Annotated in this window: 1 protein-coding gene; it reads left to right on the forward strand. The window is 68.5% G+C overall.

The window, feature by feature from the left end; all coding sequences use genetic code 11:
• Positions 1 to 55 precede the first annotated feature (55 nt).
• Positions 56 to 1,333 (forward strand): IS701 family transposase, encoded by a 1,278-nt coding sequence (locus ACFYOH_RS44805; RefSeq protein WP_388638129.1) that lies wholly within the window; start codon positions 56 to 58, stop codon positions 1,331 to 1,333.
• Positions 1,334 to 1,433 lie beyond the last annotated feature (100 nt).

Here is a 1,433-nt window from a genome sequence, read left to right on the forward strand (position 1 = left end):
AGTAGGACTCCGTTAGGTCTGTCTCGCGGTCCTGTTTGGGGGCATGTTGGGGGGTGTGGACGCACATGAAGTGAACCGAGCTCGGGCGAAGTTGGCGTTATTCGTAGCTGATGTGTTCGCGTCGGTGCCGCGCAGGGATCAGCGGGCGAAGGGTGACTGCTATCTGCGGGGGCTGATGCTGGACGGGCGGCGTAAGTCGATCCAGCCGATGGCGGAACGGCTGCCGGATGGCAACGAGCAGAACCTGCAGCAGTTCGTGAACCAGTCGACGTGGGATCCGGTGCCGGTGCGGCGGCGGATCGCGGAGCGGATGGTGCCGCAGATCGGCCCGGATGCCTGGGCGGTCGATGATGTGTCGTTTCCCAAGGACGGCCGGATGTCGGTGGCGGTCGCGCACCAGTACTGCGGTGCGCTGGGCAAGCAGGCCAACTGCCAGGTCGCGGTGAGCGTGCACGCGGTCTCCGACACTGCCTCCTGTCCGCTGCAGTGGCGGTTGTTCGTGCCCGAGGAGTGGGCGCACGATGCCGGACGGCGGCAGAAGACCGGGATACCGCCAGAGGTCGGGCACCGGGAGAAGTGGCGCCTGGCCCTGGACGTCATCGATGAGCTTGCCGGGTGGGGCATGGTCCCGCCGGTGGTGGTGGCCGACGCCGGCTACGGGCAGAACGCCGACTTCCGCGACGGCCTGAGCGAGCGGGGCATCGGTTATGTCGTGGCGGTCCGTTCGGACGTGACCGTCCACCCGCACGACGCGCAGCCCACCGCCCCGGCCTGGTCCGGAAACGGCCGCAAACCGCAGCCCCGCTACCGCCACAGGCCGTCCTCGGTCGCCGCGCTCGCGGCCGGCCATGGACGGCGGGCGTTCACCGAGGTGACCTGGCGGGAAGGCTCCCGCGGACCGATGCGCTCGCACTTTCTGGCGCTGCGGGTGCGGCCGGCCGGCATCCGGGCCCGGCGTCTGGCCCAGGCTGCTGCCACCGCGCGGGACGGCTTCTGGGACGGTGTCCTGCCCGAGACCACTCTGCTGGTCGAATGGCCCCAAGACGCCCAAGAACCCACCGGCTACTGGCTGTCCAGCCTGCCCGCCGACACCCCGCTTGCTGAACTGGTCCGTCTGGCGAAGATCCGCTGGCGCATCGAGCACGACTACCGGGAACTCAAGCACGGCCTCGGACTGGACCACTTCGAGGGACGTTCCTGGGCTGGCTGGCATCACCACGTCACCCTGGTCACCGCCGCCCACGCGTTCCTCACCGAACAGCGCCTGGCCCCAAAAGCCGATACACCGGACTCACCCTCTACCAGATCCTCGACGCCATCCAGGACCTGCTGAACTGCTGGACCGGCACCTGCACCACCTGCCACCGCCCCCTGCCCAGAACATCCACCACCAGCCCAAACCCAAGAGCCAGAGCAACTTAACGGAGTCCTAC

Origin of the sequence: Streptomyces sp. NPDC007856 (genome assembly GCF_042868225.1) — a bacterium.
Lineage (GTDB): Bacteria > Actinomycetota > Actinomycetes > Streptomycetales > Streptomycetaceae > Streptomyces.